The following is a 17,680-nucleotide window of genomic DNA, read 5'->3' on the forward strand; positions in this document are numbered from 1 at the left end:
ACGAAATCAGGCCGCCAAAGCAGCCTTTTTTCTTTCAGAGTGTCGCAAGATTCGGGATAGCACCCGGCTCAGATAGCGTCCAGCCCGGATTCGCCGGTTCGGATGCGGATCGCCTCTTCGATATTGGAGACGAAAATCTTGCCGTCGCCGATGCGCCCGGTTTGCGCAGCACGGCGGATTGCGTCGATCGCACGTTCGACCAGGTCGTCGCCGATCACGATCTCGATCTTCACCTTGGGGAGGAAGTCGACGATGTATTCTGCGCCGCGGTAGAGTTCGGCGTGGCCCTTCTGACGACCAAAACCCTTCGCCTCGGTCACGGTGATGCCCTGGAGGCCGACTTCCTGAAGCGCTTCCTTCACCTCGTCGAGTTTGAACGGCTTGATGATGGCTTCGATTTTCTTCACTGCGCGCCTCCCGGCCTTATCGAACAAATAGCAACGTCTTCGTCAGGATGCGCTTTATTTCACGCACGATGTTGCGTTCGTCATGCCGGGACCTGACCAGCCCGGCAACAACGGCCGGCCACACCCAAAAGATGCCAGTGAGCACGACGAACCGAAGCGGCTTCCTCGAAAGCAGGGTCTATGCCAAGTTGCAAATGCCCTGATTATGGGAGCGTTATCAGCCTTTTAACGAGCATCCCTGATAGGTGGTGCCGGCCCGCACAAAATACCGAAGACTACGGAATAGGCAAACAGTTCAATCTCTGTGCAGATGAAAGTTTCATGTTTCGGAACGGCACAGGAAATGCCTGTTGAAAAGGCGTTTGTACCAGGGAAGTGGCATGGAAGTTCTGACCAACGCGGAAATGCAGCGGGCCGACCAGCTCTCGATCGCGGCCGGCACGCCCGGCTTCAAGCTGATGCTGAGCGCCGGCCAGGCGGTCGCGGCAGCCGCAAGCGCGCTGGTCGAGGAGGGGACGATCCTGATCGTCGCAGGCCCCGGCAACAACGGCGGTGACGGTTTTGTCGCAGCCGCCGAGCTCGCCGCGCAAGGGCGCGAGGTCTCGATCATCCTGATGTGCGAGCGCGACCAGCTGCAGGGCGACGCGGCCTCGGCGGCGCGCGGCTGGAAGCATCCAGTGCTGCCGTTCAATCCGCAGGCGATCGGCAAGCCCGCGCTGATCATCGATGCGCTGTTCGGTGCGGGCCTCAGCCGGCCCGTCGACGGCGAGGCGCGCGCGATGATCGAGGCGATCAACGCCAACGACGCGCCGGTGCTCGCCGTCGATCTGCCCAGCGGCGTCAACGGCACCAATGCGGCCGTGCTCGGCGTCGCGGTGAACGCCACCGAGACGATCACCTTCTTCCGCAAGAAGCCCGCGCATCTGTTGCTGCCGGGGCGGATGCATTGCGGTCGGGTGCGCGTCGCCGACATCGGTATCGAGGCACAGGTGCTCGGCGAGATCGCGCCGCGGATTTTCGAGAACGATCCGGATTTCTGGGGCGCAGCCTTCCCGGTGCCGCGCATCGACGGCCACAAATACGCGCGCGGCCATGTGCTGGCGGTGTCGGGCGACGCCGCCGCCACCGGTGCTGCACGGCTTGCCGCGCGTGGCGCCTTGCGCGCTGGCGCGGGCCTCGTGACGCTCGCAACGCCGCGCGATGCCCTCGTGATCAATGCGAGCGCGCTGACGGCTGTGATGGTTCGCCCCGTCGACACCGTGGTCGAATTCGCCGAGCTGCTCGGCGACGTCAGATACAATACCTGCATGATTGGCCCCGGCACCGGCGTCGGCGATCGCACCCGCGACATGGTTCATAGCGCGATTGCGGCGCAGCGCCATGTCGTGCTCGATGCGGATGCGCTGACGAGCTTTGCAGCGAATCCCGAGCGGCTGTTTGAATCGATCAAGTCCGTACCCGAGGCCCAGGTGGTGCTGACGCCACACGAGGGCGAGTTTCCGCGGCTGTTTTCCGACCTCAGCAACAAGACACCCGGGCGTTCGAAGCTGGAGCGCGTGCGCGCTGCTGCCGAACGCTCCGGCGCCATCGTGCTTTTGAAGGGCCCTGACACCACGATCGCCGCGCCCGACGGCCGCGCCACCATTGCCGCCAACGCGCCGCCATGGCTTGCCACCGCGGGCGCCGGCGACGTGCTCGCCGGTATCATCTCCGGTCTCCTGGCGCAGGGCGTGCCGGCGTTCGAAGCCGCCAGCATCGGCGTCTGGATGCACGGCGAGGCGGCAAGCGAAGCAGGGCCGGGTCTGATCGCCGAAGATCTCACCGAGACGCTGCCGGCGGTGCACCGGCGGATCTATCATGCGCTCGGGATCGAGTATTGATGCTCAGACAGCTTGCGCAGACCGACATGGGTGCAGCGGCGCAGGTCCATCGGATCGCGTTCGATCACGCCATGCCATGGCTGGCCGGGCTGCACACGCCCGACGAGGATCACTGGTTCTATCGCGAGCGCGTCTTCCCGACCTGTCACGTCTGGGGATGCTTCACTGGCGAAGAGCTCAGCGGGATCATTGCGTTCAATGATGGATGGATCGAGCAGTTCTACGTCCGTCCCACCGCGCATGGGCGCGGCATCGGCACCGAACTTCTCCGCGTCGCCACCGACACTTTTGAGCGACTCGAACTCTGGACCTTCCAGCGCAACACGCGGGCGCGGCGATTTTACGAAGCGCGCGGCTTCGTGTTGGCCGAGGAAACGGACGGAACGCGGAACGAGGAGAAGGAACCCGATGCGCGCTACGTTTGGACGCGACCGGGCCGCTAGCTTACTCCACTGCGTACCACCGCACGAGCCGCGGCGCCGCCCAATCAGTCACGATGGCTTCGATTAGCCAGCGCCCCGGCGAGGTCGCGGCGAACGCGATGCGCTGGGTCTGACCGGGCTCGATGGCGAGCGTGTCGAGCCAGTAAGGCTTCCAGCCGTCGTCGAGCCGGTCAAGCAGGCGGAAATGGTGGCCGTGCAAATGGAAGACGGTCGTCGCAGGGGCGGGGTTTTTCACAGCCATCACGACGGTGCGTCCGAGCTTGGCGCGGAAGGCGGGGGCGGACGCCGTGGAGAAATTGGCCGTCCGGGCCCAGCCGGCCTCAATCCCGCCGAGCGCGACATCGAACCGCAGGGCGCCCTTGAGGTCGAGTTTTTCGGGCAGGTCGTTCGACGGCAGCGGTTGCGGCGATGGCAGCGGAGCGCGCCGCTCAAGCCTGCCGGAGACCGCCAGGCGCCCGACCGGACGTGCCTCCTTGCCATCATGCAGCACGAAGGGCGCCGAAACAGCCGCATCCACAAAGGCATCGGCGCGCGCGCCGGGGGCCAGCACGAGCGCGCCGTTGCGGGCCGGGAACGGTTCGGCCGGCTGGCCATCCAGGGCCATCACGTGGACCTCATGCCCCTCCAATTTGATAGCCAGAACAGAGCGTTGCGAGCCATTGATGAAGCGGAGCCGCAGCCGCTCGCCTGCGGAAGCTGAGAGTTCAAATGAAGCCCGTCCGTTGAGCGTGTAGAGCGGCGTCGCGTCCCTGGGATCCCGGCCCGGCGGAAGTGCAGTGCCATCCGGCTTCAGGCGCCATTCCTCGATCAGGAGGACCTCGTCTCGATCGGTGGTGGGCGGGCTCGTCTCCGCGGCGAGGATCGGGAGCGGGCGGGCCGGTTGGCTCAGCCGGTCCTCAAAGAGGCAGAAGTTGGCAAGCAGGGTTCCCGCGTTTGGTATTGAAATAATTGATGTTTCGGTCGAGCCCGGCGCGGTCGGCGCCCGTCCCGCCAGCGGATCCGGCATGGTCGGGCCATCGATGCCGTACCAGGCTGGTGCAATCGGCACAGGCAGGTCGTTCCGAAACACCACTTCGCAGCGATCTCCGCGCTTGAAACGGACATTCCCGATATGGCTTGCCGCCGCTAGTTCCCAGATCGGTGTAGCCGCCTGATCCGGCCGCAGAGCCAGCGTGGCTGGCCTTGCCTGAAGCAGGACCTGCGCGGTCGGAAGCGGGGATGCGCCGCCGGCCATCAGCCCGGCGGCCGTAGCTCCCAGTGAGGTGCCAAGCCCAGCCAAAACCTCGCGCCGGGTCGGGTCAAAAATCCGCGGTTTCATGGCCCGATCCGGACCACGCGGCGCTGGATAAGTCCAGCCGCGATGCCTACCTGAAGGATGCTTCCATCAGGCCATTTTTTTGCTGCGAACGGTCGGGCACATGCTATAAGCCCGGCCGCCCGCGGCATCGCGGCCGGTCTAGATGCGAATTCACGCGGGCGTGGCGGAACTGGTAGACGCGCTGGATTTAGGTTCCAGTGACGAAAGTTGTGGGGGTTCGAGTCCCTCCGCCCGCACCAAGCGCTTATCGCGTTTGCACGGATTACTGAGGGGCCTTGCTCCGCGCGGATCCTTTTCCGTCTGGGGCCGGGCTCGATGAACCACCGGCGTTGAGGCGTTTTGCCTTGCGCAGGATCGATTAATGACAGCGTCCCGACGCGATAGCGTGCCGGGACCGAACGAGAAGAAGATTGGACGCCATGCAGGTCACAGAAACCCTCTCGGAAGGTTTGAAGCGCGAGTTCAAGATCAGCGTTCCCGCGTCTGATCTCGACGCCAAGGCTGGTGCCAAGCTCGTCGACCTGAAGGACAAGGTCCGCCTCAACGGCTTCCGTCCCGGCAAGGTGCCGGTCACTCATCTCAAGAAGGTCTATGGTCGCTCGGTGATGGCCGAGACCATTGACCAGACTATCCGCGACACCAACACCCAGCTGTTCTCCGAGCGTGGCTTCAAGCTCGCGACCGAGCCGAAGATCACGATGCCGACCGAGCAGGCCGAGGTCGAGGAGCTTCTCAAAGGCAAGACCGACCTGACCTACACGGTCGCGATCGAAGTCGTGCCCGCAATCACGCTCGCCGACTTCAAGTCATTCCAGGTCGAGAAGCCCGTCGCCGACGTGTCCGATTCGGACGTCGACGAGGCGATCAAGCGCATCGCCGACAGCAACCGCGGTTATGCGGCCAAGGCTGAGGGCGAGAAGGCCGCCTCGGGCGACCGCGTCACCATCAACTTCAAGGGCACCATCAACGGCGAAGCCTTTGAGGGTGGCACCGGTGAGGGCATCCAGGTCGCGATCGGCTCCAACACATTCATCCCGGGCTTCGAGGAGCAACTGATCGGCATCGGCGCAAACGAGACGCGCACGCTGAAGGTGACGTTCCCCAAGAACTACATGAGCGAGAAGCTCGCTGGTCAGCCGGCCGAGTTCGAGACCACGGCGACGCTGATCGAGGCGCCGCAGGATCTCACGATCGACGACGAGTTCGCCAAGACGCTTGGGCTCGAATCGCTGGACAAGCTGAAGGAAGCCGCGCGCGAGCGTCTGGTCGCCGAGTACGCCGGCGCCACGCGCCAGCGCGTCAAGCGCGCGCTGCTCGACCGTCTCGACGAGGCGCACCGCTTCGAGGCGCCGCCCTCGCTCGTCGAGGAGGAGTTCAATCTGATGTGGAACTCGGTCAAGGCCGAGATGGAATCCGCTGGCAAGACCTTCGCCGACGAGGACACCACCGAGGAGAAGGCGAAGGAAGAGTACCGCAAGATCGCCGACCGCCGCGTGCGTCTCGGTCTCGTGCTCTCCGAGATCGGCGAGAAGAACAAGATCACCGTGACCGACGACGAGGTCGGCCGCGCCGTGATCGAGCGGGCCCGCCAGATGCCGGGCCGCGAGAAGGAGGTCTGGGACTTCTATCGCAACAACGCCCAGGCGCTGGCCCAGCTTCGTGCACCGATCTACGAGGACAAGGTCGTCGATTTCATCCTCGAGCTTGCCAACGTGACCGAGAAGAAGGTCTCGCGCGAGGATCTGTACAAGGACGAAGACGAAAAGACTGCAGCCTGAAGGCTTTGAGCAGCTCTCTTAAGGAAGCCTTCCATTAAGGATGATCCGCGCACGGCCCAGCTAGCCAGATGGCCGGCTGGGCCTTTTTGCGAGAATCAGCTTCAAGTGACCCAAAGGGCCGGATGGATTAAGCCTTAATTCGCTCCGCACTTGTCTGGCGCAAATTGCGCTATATCTGTCGGTACCTACGCGTTCTACCTCTACCAACTTCCTGCATCACGGGACGTCCATCGGCCTTCCGGCACATCCAGTCCAACCGGCAGCCAGGAATTGCAGCCAAGACTGGCGATGTCCGCCTCTAAAACCCTAGGTGACTCATGCGCGATCCGGTTGAAACCTACATGAACCTCGTGCCCATGGTGGTCGAGCAGACCAACCGTGGCGAGCGCGCCTACGATATTTTCTCGCGCCTGCTGAAGGAGCGTATCATCTTCGTGACCGGGCCGGTCGAGGACGGCATGTCGACGCTGATCGTCGCGCAGCTGTTGTTCCTTGAAGCGGAAAATCCGAAGAAGGAAATCTCGATGTACATCAACTCGCCGGGCGGCGTGGTGACGTCGGGCCTTGCGATCTACGACACCATGCAGTTCATCCGTCCGCCGGTCTCGACGCTGTGCACCGGCCAGGCGGCCTCGATGGGCTCGCTGCTGCTGGCCGCCGGCGAGAAGGACATGCGCTTCTCGCTGCCGAATTCACGCATCATGGTGCACCAGCCCTCCGGCGGCTTCCAGGGCCAGGCTACCGACATCATGCTGCACGCCCAGGAAATCCTGAACCTGAAGAAGCGGCTCAACGAAATCTACGTGAAGCACACCGGCCAGACCTACAAGACGATCGAGGACGCGTTGGAACGCGACAAGTTCCTGACCGCCAACGACGCGAGGGACTTCGGTCTCGTCGACAAGGTCATCGAAAAGCGCGCCGAAGAGCCGGCGGCGAAGCCCCAGTAGCATTACCGGGACGGCAACGGCGAGCCCCGGATTGAGCGGGGTTCGCCAGCACGGCGTTCACGTCGGGAACGCGTTCGCATGGCGCGAAAAGCCATTTTTGCGCCCTGCGACAGGCAGAAAGTTCCGCTTTCGTGCTCGTTTTTTCGTGGTAATCCAGCAACGTCGGGGTGATTTCGGTCACTTCACCCGTGCCAAGACCTGAAATCACGGTATTGTAACGGGTAGCCGACGACCCCCGATTAGCGAATTCTTGATCATCGGGTGACAGCATGGTTGGCTACGAATGATCGGCTATGATCGCGGAGAATCGAGTGACCGTGATTCGCACGGCGATGTAACGCGTAGGGTCTTTTTTGGTACGGAATTTGCTCTATTTGAGTCCCTTACCCGCAAACGTTTCGGGATGGGACGATCGAGCGGACGGGATCGAACCGCGGACGGAGACATGAATGAGTAAGGTCGGCACGAGCGACTCCAAGAACACGCTATATTGCTCGTTCTGCGGCAAGAGCCAGCACGAAGTCCGCAAACTGATCGCGGGTCCCACGGTCTTCATCTGCGACGAGTGCGTCGAGCTCTGCATGGACATCATCCGCGAGGAGAACAAATCCTCGCTGGTCAAGTCGCGCGACGGGATTCCGACGCCGAAGGAAATCTGCAAGGTTCTCGATGACTACGTCATCGGCCAGAGCCATGCGAAGAAAGTCCTGTCGGTCGCGGTGCACAATCACTACAAGCGCCTCAATCACCAGACCAAGCACAACGACGTTGAGCTTGCGAAGTCGAACATCCTGCTGATCGGTCCGACCGGTTCGGGCAAGACCCTGCTCGCGCAGACGCTCGCCCGCATCCTGGACGTGCCGTTCACGATGGCGGATGCGACCACGCTGACCGAAGCCGGTTACGTCGGTGAGGACGTCGAGAACATCATCCTGAAGCTGCTCCAGGCCGCCGACTACAATGTCGAGCGCGCCCAGCGCGGCATCGTCTACATCGACGAAATCGACAAGATCAGCCGCAAGTCCGACAATCCCTCGATCACGCGTGACGTGTCGGGTGAGGGCGTGCAACAGGCGCTGCTGAAGATCATGGAAGGCACGGTGGCTTCGGTCCCGCCGCAGGGCGGCCGTAAGCATCCGCAGCAGGAATTCCTGCAGGTGGACACCACCAACATCCTGTTCATCTGCGGCGGTGCGTTCGCCGGCCTCGAGAAGATCATCTCGGCGCGCGGCCGGTCGACCTCGATCGGTTTTGCGGCCCAGGTGATGGCGCCGGAAGATCGCCGTACCGGCGAGATATTCCGTCACGTCGAGCCTGAGGATCTCCTGAAGTACGGCCTCATCCCCGAGTTCGTCGGCCGTCTGCCCGTCGTGGCGACGCTGGAGGATCTGGACGAGACCTCGCTGAAGAAGATCCTGACCGAGCCGAAGAACGCGCTGGTGAAACAGTACCAGCGGCTGTTCGAGATGGAGAACATCGAGCTGACCTTCGCCGACGAGGCGCTTGGCGCGGTCGCCCGCAAGGCGATCGAGCGCAAGACCGGCGCGCGTGGTCTGCGTTCGATCCTCGAGGCGATCCTGCTCGAGACCATGTTCGACCTGCCGGGCCTGGAAGGTGTGGAAGAAGTCGTGATTTCCCGCGAAGTCGTGGAAGGCACGGCCCGTCCGCTCTACATCTACGCCGATCGCTCCGATCGCGCGGTCGAGAACGCCAGCGCCTAAATTGCGGCGCTGGAACGCTCCAAACGTCTTTCATAGTAGCGGCTGCGGAATGCTTCTCCGCAGCCGGGCTTGCGTCGCTTACACTTGTGCGTAAGCGCCTGATGGCGCGTGTTTTTCAATGACTTGACACCCCCCCGGTCGATAGCCACCTAATGTCGGCGGCGAGCGAGAATTCTGTTCAAGATTCGCCTCAGTTCCGATCCGGCAAGCCCGGTCCAACCTTCGAATGGTAGACCGGTTTTGTGGATCACCTCGGCACCTTGTGGCGGTTGCGCATGACAGACGCGGGCTGCGTGCGAGGGGGCAAAGCAAAAGGAAAAGGCCATGACAAATCCAAAACCCCGGCCAACCATCGTCCATGGCGAGACGCACGCTTACCCCGTGTTGCCGCTGCGCGATATCGTCGTCTTCCCGCACATGATCGTTCCGCTTTTCGTCGGTCGCGAGAAGTCGATCCGCGCGCTCGAAGAGGTGATGAAGAACGATGCGCTGATCATGCTCGCGACGCAGAAGAATGCGTCCGATGATGATCCGGCGCCCGATGCCATTTACGAGACCGGCACGCTCGCAAGCGTGCTGCAGCTCTTGAAGCTCCCCGATGGTACCGTGAAGGTGCTGGTCGAAGGGCTCGAGCGCGCGCGCGTGCAGAAGTACACCGATCGCGCCGACTATTATGAAGCCACCGCAATTGCGCTCGCCGACACCGATGCGAAGTCGGTCGAGGCGGAGGCCCTGGCGCGTTCGGTCGTGTCCGACTTCGAGAGCTATGTGAAGCTCAACAAGAAGATCTCGGCCGAGGTCGTCGGCGTCGTGCAGGCGATCACCGATTTTGCCAAGCTCGCCGACACCGTCGCCTCGCATCTCGCCGTCAAGATCGCCGATCGGCAGGGAATCCTGGAGACGCTGTCCGTCACCACGCGCCTCGAGAAGGTGCTGGGCCTGATGGAGAGCGAGATCTCGGTGCTGCAGGTCGAGAAACGCATCCGCTCGCGGGTCAAACGCCAGATGGAGAAGACCCAGCGCGAATATTATCTCAACGAGCAGATGAAGGCGATCCAGAAGGAGCTCGGCGACGATGACGGTCGCGACGAGCTCGCCGATCTCGAAGAGAAGATCGCCAAGACCAAGCTCTCCAAGGAAGCGCGCGAAAAGGCGCAGCATGAATTGAAGAAGCTGCGCCAGATGTCGCCGATGTCCGCCGAAGCGACCGTCGTGCGCAACTATCTGGATTGGCTGCTGTCGATCCCGTGGAACAAGAAGTCCAAGGTGAAGAAGGATCTGGAATCGGCGCAGGCCATTCTGGACTCCGATCACTACGGGCTGGAGAAGGTCAAGGAACGTATCGTCGAGTATCTTGCGGTGCAGTCACGCGCCAACAAGCTGACGGGCCCGATCCTGTGCCTCGTCGGTCCGCCCGGCGTCGGCAAGACCTCGCTCGGCAAGTCGATCGCGAAGGCGACCGGCCGCGAGTTCGTGCGCGTGTCGCTCGGCGGCGTGCGTGACGAGGCCGAGATCCGCGGTCACCGCCGCACCTATATCGGCTCGATGCCCGGCAAGATCATCCAGTCGATGCGGAAGGCGAAGTCGTCCAATCCGCTGTTCCTGCTGGACGAGATCGACAAGATGGGCGCCGATTTCCGCGGCGATCCGTCCTCGGCCTTGCTCGAGGTCCTCGACCCCGAGCAGAACGGGACGTTTGCCGACCACTATCTGGAGGTCGACTACGATCTGTCGAACGTCATGTTCATCACGACCGCGAATACGCTCAATATTCCCGGGCCGCTGATGGACCGCATGGAGATCATCCGGATCGCCGGCTACACCGAGAACGAGAAGGTCGAGATCGCGCGCAAGCACCTGATCCCCAACGCGGTGTCAAAGCACGGCCTGGACTCCAAGGAGTTCTCGATCGACGACGAGGCCTTGCTGCTTCTGATCCGCCGCTACACCCGCGAAGCGGGCGTGCGTAATCTGGAGCGTGAGCTCTCCACACTCGCCCGCAAGGCGGTGAAGGAGCTGATGCTGTCCAAGAGGAAGTCGGTCAAGGTCACCGAGAAGACGCTGGAAGAGCTGCTCGGCGTGCCGAAGTACCGCTATGGCGAGATCGAGAGCGAGCCGCAGGTCGGCATCGTCACGGGCCTTGCCTGGACCGATGTCGGCGGCGAGCTGCTGACCATCGAAGGCGTCATGATGCCCGGCAAGGGCAAGATGACGGTCACCGGAAACTTGCGCGACGTGATGAAGGAATCGATCTCGGCGGCGGCGTCCTACGTCCGCTCGCGTGCGATCGTCTACGGCATCGAGCCGCCGCTGTTCGACCGGCGCGACATCCACGTGCATGTGCCTGAGGGCGCGACGCCGAAGGACGGTCCGTCGGCGGGTGTGGCGATGGCCACCGCGATCATCTCGGTCATGACCGGCATTCCGGTCCGCCACGATGTCGCGATGACCGGCGAGATCACGCTGCGCGGCCGCGTGCTGCCGATCGGGGGCCTCAAGGAGAAGCTGCTCGCCGCGGCCCGCGGCGGCATCAAGACGGTGCTGATCCCCGAGGACAACGCCAAGGATCTCACGGAGATTTCCGATGCGATCAAGGGTGGCATGGAGATCATCCCGGTCTCCCGTCTCGACGACGTCGTTGCCAAGGCGCTGGTGAAGAAGCCCGTGCCGATCGTCTGGGAAGAGGACACCAAGGTGACCGTGAAGCCCGACGGCGATGAAGCCGCCGGCGGCCTGACCGCTCACTGAGATCGCAGATTGAAAAGATGATAAGACGGCGCCTTCGGGCGCCGTTTTTGTTTTGGGGAAGGAGATGGCGATGCAAGTCGACGGGCAATGCCATTGCGGCAACATCACCTTCGAAGCCGAGGTCGATCCTGAGGCGGTCTCGGTCTGTCACTGCCGCGATTGCCAGACCCTGACGGGCTCTCCGTTCCGGGTCACCGCGATCTGCGCGGCTGCCGACGTCAAGCTCACCGGCGGCACGCCCAAGGTTTACGGCAAGCGTGGCGATAACGGCCGGATGCGCTTCCAGCACTTCTGCGGCGACTGCGGTTCCCCGCTGTTCACCAGCGGCGAGGGCGACCAGGCCGACGATTGGGGCATCCGCTGGGGCTCGATCCGCCAACGCGACCAATTGCGGCCCGCTAGGCAGATCTGGTGCCAGTCGGCCGCAGTCTGGATCGACGCGGTACCGCTGCTGCCGGGGAGGCCTGGGGATTGAGGGCAGACTTGGCAAGCCATAGCCCGCGAAGCGGGCGAAGGCTGGTGGGCGGTCACGGATTCGAACCGCGGACCCTCTCGGTGTAAACGAGATGCTCTAACCAGCTGAGCTAACCGCCCCACGGCGCCTCTTTAGCGCCACGGCGGGGGGAGGAGCAAGAGGCGGCCTCGTCACAAAGCCGCACTCATTTGACCGCTTGGTGGGCGGCCGGCGTGGTATCACCCGCTGGCAAAATCGGAGAGGCTCCCATGCAACAGCCCAGCGGACACGAGCAGAACGCCGACCAGATCGCCTATTGGAACGGCCCCAGCGGCCAGCGTTGGGCCGATCGTCATGACGCGCAGGAGAACCTGCTCGGGCCGATCGCCGACGTGCTGATCGACCGTGCCAGGCCCAGGCCGGGCGAGCGCGTTCTCGATGTCGGCTGCGGCTCGGGGGCGACGACCTTTGCATTCGCGAAAGCCGTGGCGCCTGACGGCTTCGCGCTCGGCCTCGATGTGTCCGAGCCGATGCTGTCGCAGGCGCGCGCGTTTGCACCCAAGGGGCTGCCGCTCGATTTCGTTTTGGCGGATGCGACGGTACATCCGTTCGAGCCGGCGAGTTTTGATCTGCTCGCCTCGCGCTTCGGCGTGATGTTCTTCGCCGATCCGGTCGCGTCCTTTACCAATCTCCGCCGCGCGCTGAAGCCGACCGGGCGACTCGCTTTCGTCTGCTGGCGCGAGCCGAAGGAAAACCCGTGGATGATGGCGCCGCTGATGGCGGTCTACAAGCACGTGCCGAAGATGCCGCCGGTCGGGCCGGAAGAGCCGGGCCCGTTCGCGTTTGCGTCAGAGGAGCGTGTGACGCGCATCCTGAAAGGCGCAGGCTTCGCTGACGTGGCAATGGAGCCGCACAATCTTCCGATGGACATTGCCATCGGCGGCGGTCTCGATGCTGCCGTCGATGGCTCGCTCCAGATCGGTCCTGCCAGCCGCGCGCTGCAGGGGCACCCGCCGGAGACGGTCGCGGCCGCCAAAGCCTCGATCCGCGAGGCGCTCGCGCCGTTCCTGAAAGGGCAGAGCGTGGCGCTGCAGGGCGCGATCTGGATCGTGACGGCGAAGGCGGGGTAGAGCGCTCGCTGCTCTGTCGACCGTCATTGGAGATGGAAGCGCCCCTCACACAACATCGTCCGGCGCGAGCGCGCAGCCATTGTCCGGATGGGTCTCGACCTGGAGCGTGGTGTGGCCAATGCGGAACGATGTCTTCAGCTGCTTTGCCGTCTCCATCAGAAACGCATCGGCGGTGCCGGCGGGCATGACCAGGTGACATGTGAGCGCGGTCTCGGTCGTGGAGATCGGCCAGACATGGAGATCGTGGATCGCGGAGACGCCCGGCCGCGCCAGCAGGAACGCCTTGACCGCGGCGAGGTCGGTGCCCTTCGGCGCTGCCGCCATCGACATGTCGATCGACCCGCGCAGGAGGCTGGTCGTGCCCCACAGGATGCTGGCGCAGATGACGAGGCTGGTGATGGGGTCGAGCCATAGCCAGCCGGTCCAGATGATCAGCGCCGCCGAGACGACGACGCCGAGCGAGACCGCCGCGTCGGCCGCCATGTGCAGGTACGCGCCCTCGATGTTGATGTCGTCCTTGCGGCCGCGCGCGAACAGCATCGCGGTAAAGCCGTTGATGAGGATGCCGATGCCGGCGACTGCCATCACGGTGACGCCCGCGACCGGCTCGGGTTCGCGCAGCCGCAGGATCGCCTCCCAGCCGATCGCGCCGGTTGCGACCAGCAGGAACACGGCATTGGCGAGCGCCGCCAGAATCGTGGAGGCACGGAAACCATAGGTGAAGCGGCCGCTTGGCGCGCGACGCGCCGCGATCGAGGCCCCCCAGGCAACGACCAGGCCGAGCACGTCGGACAGATTATGGCCGGCGTCGGCGAGCAGGGCGGTCGAGTTGCCGAGATAGCCGTAGACAGCCTCGGCCACGACCAGCGCCGTGTTGAGCGTGATGCCGATGGCGAATGACTTGCCGAAACTGGCCGGCGCATGCACATGCGCGTGGCCGTGATCATGACCGTGCCCATGATCATGCGCATGGCCGGCATGGTCATGATGACCGTGATGATCGTGGCTACTCAATTCTAGCGCTCCCCGGACGCGGCCAAATCAGGCGCCATTGTAGGCGCGTCTGCGTCACGGCGGAACAGCAGGTAAAGCGCCGGCAGTACCAGAAGCGTCAGCCCGGTCGAAGAGATCATGCCACCGATCACCACGGTCGCGAGCGGCCGCTGCACGGCACCGGAACATGGTATCGAGGCGCGCTTCAGATCAGGCTGCTCGATCTGGCGACCCGGGAACTCGGCATCTCTGCTTCCATCTGTCGCAGGACTTCGATCTCCGCGTGAGAGTTCTTGCGGCCTGCGGCCTCTCGTCGCGCACCGATGAGATCTCGCAGCGCTGGACGGACATCCATCTCAAGCGCGCCATTTTGAGCACCGCTGCCGGGGACATGACTGCCATGAGCGTCGCCTGCAGGCTGCCCCAGCTCTCCAGCCAGCCGGGTCAATTGCATCCGGAAATCGCGGTCACGCGGACACTTGGAGACATTTGAATTCTCGAACTGCTTGGGGGCTCGATCCAGTTCGATCACAAACATGATATCGGGGAGGTTATTGCAACAATGTTACACGAGGGAACTTGACGATCGCATCGATGGTCCCGCTTCGGTGCTCTGACCATCAGAGGCAACTTCGCCTTCGCATGCCGAACATAATTGATATGCTATAGGCCTGTGATGGCCCAGCTGCGACGCATCAACGCTACGACATTTATTGCACCTCGGCGGGAATATTCTTGCAGCACATTTGTATTGGAGATTTCCGACCCCCTCCCTCAGGTTCACTTGTACAGACGAGAAGCAGCGCCGCCTTAATGACTGTGCAACCGGTCTCCTTAACGGCGATTATTCTGACCTTGAATGAGGAGCCTCACCTCGAGCGAGCCATTCAATCGATCAGCAATATCGCAGAACGTGTTTTTGTCGTCGATTCTGGCTCAACAGATCGAACCGTCGATATCGCACGCCGGATGGGCGCTGACGTCGTGGATCATCTGTTCGTCAATCAGGCGTACCAATTCCAGTGGGCGCTCGATAACCTGCCTATTGAAAGTGACTGGATCCTGCGCCTGGATGCCGACGAGGTGCTGACGCCCGGGCTCGCTGCGGAAATCGCGAACCGGCTACCCTCGTTGCCATCAGACGTGACGGGAGTCGTCCTGAAGCTGCGCTATATATTCCAGAACCAGAAGATAAATTTCGGCGGCCGGGGACTGCGTCTGCTGCGAATCGTGCGCAGAGGAAAATCCGCGGTCGAGCCTCGCTGGATGGACGAGCACCTGGTGGTGACGAGCGGCCGCATCGTGACGTTCTCTGGAGAGATGTTCGATCACAATCTCAAGGACCTCACCAGTTTCGTCAAAAAACACAACGGCTACGCGACGCGTGAGGCCATCCAGCTCATGCTCGAGCGATACCCGAATTCGGATGCGAATGATGCCGCCATCCGCGGCGGCGTAACCAGGCAGGCAAGACTCAAGCAATTGCTGCGCGACAAGATCTACAATCGACTCCCGCTTTCGGTTGGGCCGATTGCGTATTTCCTGTATCGCTACGTTCTATTGCTTGGGTTCCTCGATGGGCGGAAGGCGCTCACATATCATCTGCTGCAGGGATTGTGGTATCGCTTCCTGGTCGCCGCCAAAGCGCTGGAATATGATCGTTCCATCAGCAAAATCACCGACTACGGCGATCGGATCGAGTTGCTCGGGAAGCTGACCGGCCACAACATCGCGCTTTACGAGAAAGCGGAGAAATACGCAGGTCCCTCCCGGGACTTGGAGCGTCCCAAGTGAATATCATCATCAACGCCGACGACTTCGGCCTCTCCGACGAAACCGTCGCGGCCACGGCAGAGTGCTTCAGGGCGGGAGCGCTGACGAGTGCGACGATCATGGCGAAAATGCCGGGATCGACATCAGCCATATCGTTTGCGCGGGCGCATCCCGAGTTCAGCTTTGGTGTCCACCTCACGTTCGCGGCGGAGTCCGAAAGCTCGAAAGAAACTGCCGTCGCCGACCCGCGCCTCGTGCCGACTCTCGCTCATCCCGACGGCCGGCTCCGGCCGACGCCGATCGTCCGCCTTCTCGCGCTACAGGGGCGCATCCCCATCCACGAAATCGTGACCGAAGCCAGCGCGCAAATCGGCCTGCTGCGGGACATGGGAGTGCCTCTGTCTCATGTCGACTCCCACGGTCACCTGCACAAGTTCGCGCCGTTCCGGCGCGCGCTGGCGACGGTCCTGCCGCGGTTCGAAATCCGAAAGGTTCGCGGCGTTCAGGACATCTACCTGAAGAAGCCGTACACCAGCCCCACTTACTGGTTCGGAAGCTATTGGGGGCGCGATCTTGCCCGGAGATACAAGACCACGGACCATTTCTTCATGCCGACCAGCAGCAGCGAACATGCCGGGTGGGGCCCAAAGCTGCTGAAGAGGCTTTCAGGAAATGCCATCGAGGTCGGCGTTCACCCGGGCCACGACGAGGCTTGGCGAAAAGCCGAGTGGGCCGACACCGTCGAGTTTGCAACTCTTGCGGTCGCGGGCGGGCACCGGCTGACAACTTGGAATGACATCTGAGGTCGTGCGGCGTCCGCGACCTGCCTATGCCCGTTCCTCCCAGATCATCGCCAGATGCACGATGGTCTGAACCGCCTTCTCCATGTCCTGCCGGCTCACCCATTCCAGGCGCGAGTGAAACGCGTGCTCGCCGGCAAAGATGTTGGGGCAGGGCAGGCCCATGAAGGACAGCCGCGAGCCGTCGGTGCCACCACGGATCGCCGTGCGCATCGGACGCAAGCCGGCTCGGCGGATCGCCTCGATGGCGTATTCAAGGATGTGCGGGTGGCGGTCGATCACCTGCTTCATGTTGCGGTACTGCTCGCGCACCTCGAACTTGTAGGTCGAGCGCGGATAGTCCTTCATGACGTCCTTGACGATGCCCTCGAGCAGGGCCTCCTTCTCCTTCAGCCCTTCCTCGGTGAAGTCGCGGACGATGAAGGAGAGGGTTGCCTGCTCCAGCGCGCCTTCGATGCCGACCGGATGCAGGAAGCCTTGCTTGCCCGAGGTCGTCTCCGGCGAGCAGCCCTCCTTCGGCAGACGCTCGACGATGGCGGCCGCGATCTTGATCGCGTGCTCCATCTTGCCCTTGGCGTAGCCGGGGTGGGCGCTGACGCCGGTGATGGTGATGGTGGCGCCGTCGGCCGAGAAGGTCTCGTCCTCGACCGAGCCTGCGCTTTCGCCGTCCATGGTGTAGCCGAAATCGGCGCCCAGCTTCTTGATGTCGACATTGTCGACGCCGCGGCCGATTTCTTCGTCGGGCGTGAACAGGATCTTGATGGTGCCGTGCTTCACATCGGGATTGTTGATGAAGAAGTACGCGGCATCCATGATCTCGGCGACACCGGCCTTGTTGTCGGCTCCCAACAGCGTGGTGCCGTCGGAGGTGACGATGTCGTTGCCGATCTGGTTCTTCAGCGCAGGATGTTCAGCGAAGCGGATCACCTGACTGGTGTCGCCGACCAAAGTGATGTCGCCGCCGCGATAGTTCTTCACGACCTGCGGTTTCACATCCTTGCCGGTGACGTCGGGCGAGGTGTCCATGTGCGAGCAGAAGCAGATCACCGGCACCTTCTTGTCGGTGTTGGCCGGGATGGTCGCATAGACGTAGCCGTAATCGTCGAGATGGGCGTCCGCGACACCCATGGCCTTCAGCTCGGTGACGAGCACACGGCCGAGATCTTTCTGCTTCTCGGTCGAGGGTGAGGCCGGTGAATTCGGATCGGACTGGGTGTCGATGGTGACGTAGCGCAGGAAGCGCTCGGTCACGGTATGCGTGAAGGTCAGGGACATTTCTGGTCAA

The 17,680-nt window shown here is 62.9% G+C and carries 15 protein-coding genes, 2 tRNA genes and 1 pseudogene; 11 read left to right on the forward strand and 7 right to left on the reverse strand.

Annotation, left to right across the window (positions count from 1 at the left end; all coding sequences use genetic code 11):
• Window positions 1-68: 68 nt before the first annotated feature.
• The gene (locus JQ621_RS00485; RefSeq protein ID WP_007603495.1) at window positions 69-407 is read right to left on the reverse strand and encodes a P-II family nitrogen regulator; all 339 of its coding nucleotides are present in this window, start codon (window positions 405-407) and stop codon (window positions 69-71) included.
• A 380-nt stretch (window positions 408-787) separates the two neighbouring features.
• Between JQ621_RS00485 and JQ621_RS00490 the strand changes: the two genes are divergently transcribed.
• Both JQ621_RS00490 and JQ621_RS00495 read left to right on the forward strand, forming a co-directional pair.
• Window positions 788-2,287, forward strand: coding sequence for an NAD(P)H-hydrate dehydratase (locus JQ621_RS00490; protein WP_212232477.1), 1,500 nt, complete (start codon window positions 788-790; stop codon window positions 2,285-2,287).
• Entirely contained in the window at window positions 2,287-2,730 is a 444-nt protein-coding gene (locus tag JQ621_RS00495) for a GNAT family N-acetyltransferase (protein ID WP_212232478.1), read from the forward strand. The genes JQ621_RS00490 and JQ621_RS00495 overlap by 1 nt, the downstream gene beginning before the upstream one ends.
• A gap of 1 nt (window position 2,731) precedes the next feature.
• Here JQ621_RS00495 and JQ621_RS00500 read toward each other — a convergent pair whose 3' ends face one another.
• Complete coding sequence (locus JQ621_RS00500) at window positions 2,732-4,048, reverse strand: multicopper oxidase family protein (RefSeq protein WP_212232479.1); 1,317 nt, start codon at window positions 4,046-4,048, stop codon at window positions 2,732-2,734.
• Between the two features lie 154 nt (window positions 4,049-4,202).
• Here JQ621_RS00500 and JQ621_RS00505 point away from each other — a divergent pair.
• The 6 genes from JQ621_RS00505 to JQ621_RS00530 all read left to right on the forward strand — a co-directional run bounded on the left by JQ621_RS00505 (window position 4,203) and on the right by JQ621_RS00530 (window position 11,720).
• Window positions 4,203-4,287: transfer RNA gene (locus tag JQ621_RS00505), tRNA-Leu, on the forward strand.
• Between the two features lie 180 nt (window positions 4,288-4,467).
• On the forward strand, window positions 4,468-5,826 hold the full coding sequence (tig, locus tag JQ621_RS00510; RefSeq protein WP_212232480.1) for a trigger factor: 1,359 nt from the start codon (window positions 4,468-4,470) through the stop codon (window positions 5,824-5,826).
• Between the two features lie 317 nt (window positions 5,827-6,143).
• A complete protein-coding gene (locus JQ621_RS00515; RefSeq protein WP_212232481.1) occupies window positions 6,144-6,776 on the forward strand; it encodes an ATP-dependent Clp protease proteolytic subunit in 633 nt (210 codons plus the stop codon).
• A 449-nt stretch (window positions 6,777-7,225) separates the two neighbouring features.
• The gene (gene clpX / locus JQ621_RS00520; protein WP_018320118.1) at window positions 7,226-8,497 is read left to right on the forward strand and encodes an ATP-dependent Clp protease ATP-binding subunit ClpX; all 1,272 of its coding nucleotides are present in this window, start codon (window positions 7,226-7,228) and stop codon (window positions 8,495-8,497) included.
• A 324-nt stretch (window positions 8,498-8,821) separates the two neighbouring features.
• On the forward strand, window positions 8,822-11,245 hold the full coding sequence (gene lon, locus JQ621_RS00525; protein WP_212232482.1) for an endopeptidase La: 2,424 nt from the start codon (window positions 8,822-8,824) through the stop codon (window positions 11,243-11,245).
• Window positions 11,246-11,315: 70 nt separating this feature from the next.
• The gene (locus tag JQ621_RS00530; protein ID WP_212232483.1) at window positions 11,316-11,720 is read left to right on the forward strand and encodes a GFA family protein; all 405 of its coding nucleotides are present in this window, start codon (window positions 11,316-11,318) and stop codon (window positions 11,718-11,720) included.
• Between the two features lie 42 nt (window positions 11,721-11,762).
• On the opposite strand, the gene JQ621_RS00535 is transcribed toward JQ621_RS00530, so the two are convergent.
• A tRNA-Val gene (locus JQ621_RS00535) sits at window positions 11,763-11,839 on the reverse strand.
• A 129-nt stretch (window positions 11,840-11,968) separates the two neighbouring features.
• Between JQ621_RS00535 and JQ621_RS00540 the strand changes: the two genes are divergently transcribed.
• On the forward strand, window positions 11,969-12,829 hold the full coding sequence (locus tag JQ621_RS00540) for a class I SAM-dependent methyltransferase (protein ID WP_212232484.1): 861 nt from the start codon (window positions 11,969-11,971) through the stop codon (window positions 12,827-12,829).
• 45 nt (window positions 12,830-12,874) lie between these two features.
• Here JQ621_RS00540 and JQ621_RS00545 read toward each other — a convergent pair whose 3' ends face one another.
• The 3 genes and pseudogenes from JQ621_RS00545 to JQ621_RS00555 form a co-directional block, all read right to left on the reverse strand.
• Complete coding sequence (locus JQ621_RS00545) at window positions 12,875-13,843, reverse strand: cation diffusion facilitator family transporter (RefSeq protein ID WP_212232485.1); 969 nt, start codon at window positions 13,841-13,843, stop codon at window positions 12,875-12,877.
• A gap of 2 nt (window positions 13,844-13,845) precedes the next feature.
• Window positions 13,846-13,998 (reverse strand): annotated as a pseudogene (locus tag JQ621_RS35960) (efflux RND transporter permease subunit); the annotation flags it as partial.
• Window positions 13,999-14,027: 29 nt separating this feature from the next.
• Window positions 14,028-14,360: a hypothetical protein gene (locus JQ621_RS00555; RefSeq protein ID WP_212232487.1), complete on the reverse strand. Its 333-nt coding sequence runs from the start codon at window positions 14,358-14,360 to the stop codon at window positions 14,028-14,030.
• Window positions 14,361-14,635: 275 nt separating this feature from the next.
• Here JQ621_RS00555 and JQ621_RS00560 point away from each other — a divergent pair, with 275 nt between their 5' ends.
• Both JQ621_RS00560 and JQ621_RS00565 read left to right on the forward strand, forming a co-directional pair.
• Window positions 14,636-15,616, forward strand: a complete 981-nt coding sequence (locus JQ621_RS00560) for a glycosyltransferase family 2 protein (RefSeq protein WP_212232488.1) — start codon at window positions 14,636-14,638, stop codon at window positions 15,614-15,616.
• Complete coding sequence (locus JQ621_RS00565) at window positions 15,613-16,398, forward strand: carbohydrate deacetylase (RefSeq protein WP_212232489.1); 786 nt, start codon at window positions 15,613-15,615, stop codon at window positions 16,396-16,398. Before JQ621_RS00560 ends, JQ621_RS00565 begins: the two co-directional genes overlap by 4 nt.
• A gap of 24 nt (window positions 16,399-16,422) precedes the next feature.
• Here JQ621_RS00565 and pepT read toward each other — a convergent pair whose 3' ends face one another.
• A complete protein-coding gene (gene pepT / locus JQ621_RS00570; protein WP_212232490.1) occupies window positions 16,423-17,670 on the reverse strand; it encodes a peptidase T in 1,248 nt (415 codons plus the stop codon).
• Between the last annotated feature and the right edge of the window lie 10 nt (window positions 17,671-17,680).

Origin of the sequence: Bradyrhizobium manausense, from assembly GCF_018129685.1 — a bacterium.
In the GTDB taxonomy this organism is placed as follows: domain Bacteria; phylum Pseudomonadota; class Alphaproteobacteria; order Rhizobiales; family Xanthobacteraceae; genus Bradyrhizobium; species Bradyrhizobium manausense_D.

Excerpts from the sequence above, each read along its gene's own strand:
- JQ621_RS00490 (WP_212232477.1), top strand. The coding sequence starts at position 788 with ATGGAAGTTCTGACCAACGCGGAAATGCAGCGGGCCGACCAGCTCTCG.
- JQ621_RS00495 (WP_212232478.1), top strand. The coding sequence starts at position 2,287 with ATGCTCAGACAGCTTGCGCAGACCGACATGGGTGCAGCGGCGCAGGTC.
- JQ621_RS00500 (WP_212232479.1), bottom strand. The coding sequence starts at position 4,048 with ATGAAACCGCGGATTTTTGACCCGACCCGGCGCGAGGTTTTGGCTGGG.
- tig (WP_212232480.1), top strand. The coding sequence starts at position 4,468 with ATGCAGGTCACAGAAACCCTCTCGGAAGGTTTGAAGCGCGAGTTCAAG.
- JQ621_RS00515 (WP_212232481.1), top strand. The coding sequence starts at position 6,144 with ATGCGCGATCCGGTTGAAACCTACATGAACCTCGTGCCCATGGTGGTC.
- clpX (WP_018320118.1), top strand. The coding sequence starts at position 7,226 with ATGAGTAAGGTCGGCACGAGCGACTCCAAGAACACGCTATATTGCTCG.
- lon (WP_212232482.1), top strand. The coding sequence starts at position 8,822 with ATGACAAATCCAAAACCCCGGCCAACCATCGTCCATGGCGAGACGCAC.
- JQ621_RS00530 (WP_212232483.1), top strand. The coding sequence starts at position 11,316 with ATGCAAGTCGACGGGCAATGCCATTGCGGCAACATCACCTTCGAAGCC.
- JQ621_RS00540 (WP_212232484.1), top strand. The coding sequence starts at position 11,969 with ATGCAACAGCCCAGCGGACACGAGCAGAACGCCGACCAGATCGCCTAT.
- JQ621_RS00555 (WP_212232487.1), bottom strand. The coding sequence starts at position 14,360 with ATGTTTGTGATCGAACTGGATCGAGCCCCCAAGCAGTTCGAGAATTCA.
- JQ621_RS00560 (WP_212232488.1), top strand. The coding sequence starts at position 14,636 with ATGACTGTGCAACCGGTCTCCTTAACGGCGATTATTCTGACCTTGAAT.
- pepT (WP_212232490.1), bottom strand. The coding sequence starts at position 17,670 with ATGTCCCTGACCTTCACGCATACCGTGACCGAGCGCTTCCTGCGCTAC.